The organism is Micromonospora sp. 4G55, assembly GCF_016803375.1.
Genome location: NZ_JAEVHN010000373.1, coordinates 1 through 6,153 on the forward strand (window position 1 = coordinate 1; position 6,153 = coordinate 6,153).

General features: G+C 73.6%; 6 protein-coding genes. 4 read left to right on the plus strand and 2 right to left on the minus strand.

Translation table 11 applies throughout. The features are described 5' to 3' along the window. The coding region (locus JNW89_RS24725; RefSeq protein ID WP_238450692.1) for a glycosyltransferase family 2 protein at window positions 1-767 on the minus strand (767 nt) is incomplete at its 3' end. After that, window positions 764-1,504, minus strand: coding sequence for a class I SAM-dependent methyltransferase (locus JNW89_RS24730; RefSeq protein ID WP_238450693.1), 741 nt, complete (start codon window positions 1,502-1,504; stop codon window positions 764-766). The genes JNW89_RS24730 and JNW89_RS24725, both read right to left, overlap by 4 nt. A 138-nt stretch (window positions 1,505-1,642) precedes the next feature. On the opposite strand from JNW89_RS24730, the gene JNW89_RS24735 reads away from it, so the two are divergent. From JNW89_RS24735 to JNW89_RS24750, 4 genes are all read left to right on the plus strand, one after another. After that, window positions 1,643-2,284 (plus strand): cyclase, encoded by a 642-nt coding sequence (locus tag JNW89_RS24735; RefSeq protein ID WP_238450694.1) that lies wholly within the window; start codon window positions 1,643-1,645, stop codon window positions 2,282-2,284. Further along, complete coding sequence (locus JNW89_RS24740; RefSeq protein WP_238450696.1) at window positions 2,281-3,459, plus strand: zinc-dependent alcohol dehydrogenase; 1,179 nt, start codon at window positions 2,281-2,283, stop codon at window positions 3,457-3,459. The genes JNW89_RS24735 and JNW89_RS24740 overlap by 4 nt, the downstream gene beginning before the upstream one ends. 54 nt (window positions 3,460-3,513) lie before the next feature. Next, window positions 3,514-4,044 carry an HPP family protein gene (locus tag JNW89_RS24745; RefSeq protein WP_238450698.1) on the plus strand — a complete coding sequence of 177 codons (531 nt, stop codon included), beginning with the start codon at window positions 3,514-3,516 and terminating at the stop codon, window positions 4,042-4,044. Window positions 4,045-4,079: 35 nt separating this feature from the next. Further along, window positions 4,080-6,153: molybdopterin-dependent oxidoreductase (locus JNW89_RS24750; protein WP_238450699.1), on the plus strand; the 2,074-nt coding region annotated here is incomplete at its 3' end.

The window sequence follows — 6,153 nt, forward strand, 5'->3', positions numbered from 1 at the left end:
CGGGCGGCCAGCGCGGCCAGCACGCCGGGCAGCACCGCCAGCGAGGTCAGCAGCCGCACCGGCTGGGCCAGGTCGTCGTACGCCTGGCGGACCCGCTGCCCCCAAAAGTGCGCTGCGGTCGGTGGCAGCCGGCGTACGTAGAGCCCGGCCGGCACGGCTTCGGTCCCGCCGTACGCCCGCACGGTGCGGATCAGCTCCAGGTTCTCGAAGAGCACGTCGGGGTCGTAGCCCCCCATTGCGTGGAAGGTGCTGCGGCGTACCGCCAGGGTGCCCGGGTAGTCAGCGCCGAACGCCCGGTTGAGCAGGGTCCGACCGGAGTCCCACCAGGCGTGCCAGGGCAGCGGGTCGAAGTAGTTCTGCGGCCGGACCAGGTCGGCGGTGTCGAGCAGCCGGTGCGCGGCGCGCAGCCCCGGCTCGTCGTACCGGACGTCGTCGTCGGCGATCACCACGTGCTCGTGCCGGGCCATCGCGACGCCGGTGAGCACGCCGCGGACCTTGCCGTTGACCCCGCGTACCGCCGGGTCGGGGGCCACGTGCCGGAGGACGCCGCGCCACGCGGCGGCGTGCCGCGCGAAGACCTCCGGCGGGGAGCCGTCCACCACGGTCACGTCGACCAGCGCGGCGATCGACCGCAGGTACCCGGTCAGCTCGGCCAGGTCGGCGTCGTCGGACCAGCGCAGCGGCAGGACGTACTCGACGGGGAGCCGACCGGTACGGACGCCGCGCCGCGGCGCGCGGACCGGACGCGGGGCCGCCGGGGCGCTCACGCCGACTCCGGGCACCGGTACACGGACACGTGCTCCCGGCTGTCGTCGGTGAACGGGCCGCCGGACCAGTCGACCCACCGGTGTTCCCGGCTCATCCCGGCCAGTCGGGCCATCAGGTCCAGCTCGGCCGGCCAGGCGTAGCGGTGGTTGGCGGGCAGCAGCCGCACCCCGTCGTTGCCGAGCCGGATCTTGGTGGTGGTCATCCGCTGCTCGGCCGGGTACAACCGGGCCGCCTCCAGCAGCACCGCGTCCTGCGCGACGTGCACCGGGCGCAGCGCCGTGCCGCCCCGGAACGCGCCCGGGTCGGGCACCCAGGCCTCCACCACGAACCGGCCCCCGGGCCGCAGGTGCGCGGCGGCGTTGCGGAAGCAGGCGACCTGGGCGTCCTGGTCGGGCAGCGCGAAGATCGTGTTGAACGCGAGCAGCACCAGAGCGAACTGGCCGGGAACGCGGGTCCGGGTGAAGTCGCCGATGGACACCTCGATCCGCTCGCCGCCCGGCTTGGCCCGCAGCCGGGCCGCCATCTCCGCCGACCCGTCGATCCCGGCCACGGTGAGCCCCCGTTCGCGCAACGGCAGGGCCAGCCGGCCGGTGCCGATGCCGAACTCGCAGACCGGGCCGCCGTCGGCGAGCGCCGCCAGGCGGTCCACGGCCGCGTCAGGGGAGAGGTGGGCGAACGCCAGGTCGTAGACGTCCGCGGGGATGTGCCGGCCGTACTCGCTCGCGTCGAAGGGCAACGCTGCCTCCCGGAAAACGGTGTTCGGGACGGCATGCCCGGAACCCGACGGATCAAACGGGGCGTTTCGACGCGTTCACGTCGGGTAGCGCACCGGGATGCGGGCGCCATCTCCGGGCGCTCGGGCGGAGGAGACGTGATGACCAGCAACGGAACGAGGTGGGTGCTGCTCGGCGCCACCACGGCGACCGCGGTCGGGGTCGGCCGGCTGGTGGCCCGGCGGCGCCGCCGGCACCAGCCGGACCGGCAGGGCGGCTGGTACGTGGTGCGCCGGGGGATCACCGTGGACCGGCCGATGGACGCCGTCATCGGCTTCTGGACCGACCGGGAACGACTGGACCGGGCCCTGGCCGAGTGGGCCACCCTCGAACAGCTCGACGAGAACCGGTGGCGCTGCGTCGCCAGCGACCCCGCCGGTGGCGGCACCGAATGGCGGGCCGAGATCAGCGTCGACGGTCCGGGCCGGCTCAGCTGGCGGGTCACCGACGGCCCGGTGCCGCAGGAGGGACACGTGGACCTGGCCCCCGCGCCGCAGGACCGGGGCACCGAGATCCGGGCCGAGCTGCGCTACCGCACCGGCGGCCCGCTGGGCCGGCTGTTGGGCCTGGCCCGCGGCGACGAACCCGACCTGGCGCTGCGCGACGCGCTGCGGCGGATCAAGTCGCTGATCGAGGCCGGCCAGGTGATCGACACCCGGCGCGATCCCTCCGGGCGCAGCCCCGCGCAGGAGGCCGCGACCGACCAGGTCCGCGAGCGGCTGACGACGGGAGGACGGGCGTGAGGGCGCTGTGCTGGGAAGGGGTCGGCAAGCTGGCGGTCCGGGACGTGCCCGAGCCGCGCGTCCGGGCCGAGGGGGACATCATCGTCAAGGTCCGGGCCAGCAGCGTCTGCGGCTCCGACCTGCACCTGATCAACGGCTTCCTGCCCGCGATGCGGGAGGGCGACATCCTCGGCCACGAGTTCATGGGCGAGGTGGTGGAGACCGGGCCGGGCGTGCGCCGGCTGCGCGTCGGCGACCGGGTGGTGGTCGGCTCGGTGGTGGCCTGCGGCGGCTGCTGGTACTGCCGTACCGAGCAGTTCTCGCTCTGCGACAACTCCAACCCGCAGCCGGTCGTGCCGGAGAAGCTGTGGGGCCACTCGCCGGCCGGCATCCTCGGCTACTCGCACGCCGCCGGGGGCTACTCCGGCAGTCACGCCGAGTACATCCGGGTGCCGTTCGGTGACATCGGCGCGTTCAAGGTCCCCGACGGGGTGCCCGACGACGCCGTCGTCTTCGCCTCCGACGCCATGCCCACCGGCTGGATGGCGGCCGACTTCTGCGGTCTCTCCGGTGGCGAGGTGGTGGCGGTCTGGGGCGCCGGTGGCGTGGGCCAGATGGCCGCCCGCGCCGCCCAGCTGCTCGGCGCCGGCCGGGTCATCGTCATCGACCGGCTGCCGGAGCGGCTCGCCACGGCCGCCGACCGGCTCGGGGTGGAGACGATCAACTACGCCGAGACCGACGTGCTGGAGGCGCTGCGGGAGATGACCGCGGGCCGGGGCCCGGACGCCTGCATCGAGGCGGTCGGCATGGAGGCGCACGACGTCGGCCCGGCGTACGCCTACGACAAGGCCAAGCAGACCGCCCGGCTGACCACCGACCGGCCCACCTCCGTCCGCCAGGCGATCATGGCCTGCCGCAAGGGCGGCACGGTGAGCATCGTCGGCGTCTACGGCGGCCTGGTCGACAAGTTCCCCCTCGGCGCGGCGATGAACAAGGCCCTGGTGCTGCGGATGGGGCAGATGCACGCCCAGCGCTACATCCCGATGCTGCTGGACCGCCTCGCCGCCGGCGAGATCGACCCCGGCTACCTGGCCACCCACCCGATGTCGCTGGAGGAGGGCGTGCGCGGCTACGAGATCTTCGAGAAGAAGCAGGACGCCTGCCTGCGCAGCGTCCTGCACCCGGCGATGGCCTGACCGGCGTGCGCGTGCGTCGATTCGTCGCCGGGCGACCGGGGTACAGCAGCCGACATGGCCGGCGAGACCGATGAGACCCCGTTTCGTGCCGCCGACGCGACGCGGGCCTTCGGCGGCAGCGCCGTCGCCCTGGTGGTGGCCGGCACGGTAGCCCTGCTGACCCGGCAGCCGTGGCTCTTCCCGAGCCTCGGACCGGCGGTGATGCTGCACGTCGAGCAGCCCGGCCGGCCCGAGTCGTCGCCGCGCAACACCCTGATCGGCCACCTGGTGGCGTTGCTCGCCGGGTACGCCCTCCTGGAGTTGACCGGGTTGACCGACAACCCGTCCGCGCTCCAGGAGGGCGTCTCGGTGCCGCGGATCGTCGCCGCCGCCGGCTCGCTGGCGGTCACCGCGGCGGTGCTGGCGCTGCTCGACGCCGCCCACCCGCCGGCCGGCGCCAGCACGCTGATCGTCGCGCTGGGGTTGCTGCGCACCCCGACGCAGCTGGTGATCGCCGGCGCCGCCGTGCTGCTGGTGACGCTGGTGGACCTGCTGTTCAACCGGGCCACCGGTCGGCAGATGCCGCTGTGGCGGGGGCGGTCATGAGCGCGAGCTGTGGGCAAGTCGAGGAGGGCTGAGAGATGGTGGACCGGATCGCCGACCCGTGGGGGCCGCGCACGCCGTACGGGCCGGGACAGCCGTGGCCGGTGCGGGTCGACAGCTTCCTGGCCGACGGGCACACCGAGGCGGACGTGCAGCGCTGGGTGCCGACGGCCTCCATCCTGCACTCCAACGGCGACGCGATGGACATCGCCGTGCGCGACGGCCGGATCGTCGGGGTCCGGGGCCGGGCCGGGGACCGGATCAACCACGGCCGGGTCGATCCCAAGGACCTGTACGGCTGGCAGGCCAACCACAGTCCGGACCGGCTGCGCCGTCCCCTGGTCCGCGAGGGTGACCGGCTGGTCGAGACCGACTGGGACACCGCGATGGGGCGGATCGTGGCCCGCTCGAAGGAGCTGCTGGACGGGCCGGGCGGCTGGGGCCACTTCGGCTTCTACACCAGCGGGCAGCTCTTCCTGGAGGAGTACTACACGCTCAGCGTGATCGGGAAGGCCGGCATCGGCACCCCGCACATGGACGGCAACACCCGGCTCTGCACCGCCACCGCCGCCGCCGCGATGAAGGCGAGCTTCGGCACCGACGGGCAGCCCGGCTCGTACACGGACGTGGACCACTGCGACGTGATCGCGCTCTGGGGGCACAACGTCGCGGAGACCCAGACGGTGCTGTGGATGCGGATGCTGGACCGTCGGCGCGGGCCGAACCCGCCGGCGATGCTCGCGGTCGACCCGCGGGCCACCCCGGTGGCCCGGGAGGCCGACGTGCACCTGGCGTTGCGCAACGGCACCAACATGGCGCTGCTCAACGGCCTGCTCCGCGAGCTGATCCACCGGGGCTGGTACGACGAGGAGTACGTCGGGGAGCACACGATCGGCTTCGAGGAGCTGTGCCGGGTGGTCGAGGACTACCCGGTGCCGAAGGTCGCCGAGATCTGCGACCTGCCGGCGCGGGACATCGAGCGGGCCGCCGAGCTGCTCGGGCACTCGTCCCGGCTGCTCTCCACGGTGCTCCAGGGCTTCTACCAGTCCAACCAGGCCACCGCGGCGGCCTGCCAGGTGAACAACCTGCACCTGATCCGGGGCATGATCGGCCGGCCGGGGGCGGGGCTCTACCAGATGAACGGCCAGCCGACCGCGCAGAACAACCGGGAGTGCGGCGCCGACGGCGACCTGCCCGGCCTGCGCAACTGGGAGAACGAGGAGCACGTGGCCGAGCTGGCCCGGCTGTGGAACGTCGAGGTCGACACCATCCCGCACTGGTCGCCGCCGACGCACGCCATGCAGATCTTCCGGTACGCCGAGCAGGGCTCGATCAAGCTGCTCTGGGTCTCGGCCACCAACCCGGCGGTCAGCCTGCCCGACCTGGCCCGGATCCGCCGGATCCTGGCGAAGCCGGAGCTGTTCCTGGTGGTCCAGGACCTCTTCCGCACCGAGACCGCCGAGCTGGCCGACGTGGTGCTTCCCGCTGCCACCTGGGGCGAGAAGACCGGCACCTTCACCAGCGTGGACCGGACGGTGCACATCTCCGAGAAGGCGGTCGACCCGCCCGGCGAGGCCCGTGCCGATCTGGACATCTTCCTCGACTACGCCCGGCGGATGGACTTCCGGGACGCCAACGGCGACCCGCTGATCCGCTGGACCGGGCCGGAGGAGGTGTTCGAGGCGTGGAAAAAGTGCTCGCGCGGCCGGCCCTGCGACTACACCGCGATCACCTACGAGCGGCTGCGCGCCGGCGGCATCCAGTGGCCGTGCACGGACGAGCACCCGGACGGCACCGAACGGCTCTACACCGACGGGGTGTTCAACACCGACCCGGACTACTGCGAGACGTACGGCCACGACCTGGTCACCGGGGCGGAGCTGCTGCCGGACGAGTACCGGGCCAAGCAGCCCGGCGGGCGGGCGTTCCTGCACGCGGTGCCGTACCAGCCGTCGCCCGAGGTGCCCAGCGACGAGTACCCGCTGCTGCTCACCACCGGCCGGACCGTCTACCAGTTCCACACCCGTACCAAGACCGGCCGGGCGCCGCAGCTGGCGGACGCCGCGCCGGAGACCTGGGTCGAGCTGAGCGCGGCCGACGCGGACGGGCTCG

Excerpts from the sequence above, each read along its gene's own strand:
- JNW89_RS24735 (WP_238450694.1), top strand. The coding sequence starts at position 1,643 with ATGACCAGCAACGGAACGAGGTGGGTGCTGCTCGGCGCCACCACGGCG.
- JNW89_RS24745 (WP_238450698.1), top strand. The coding sequence starts at position 3,514 with ATGGCCGGCGAGACCGATGAGACCCCGTTTCGTGCCGCCGACGCGACG.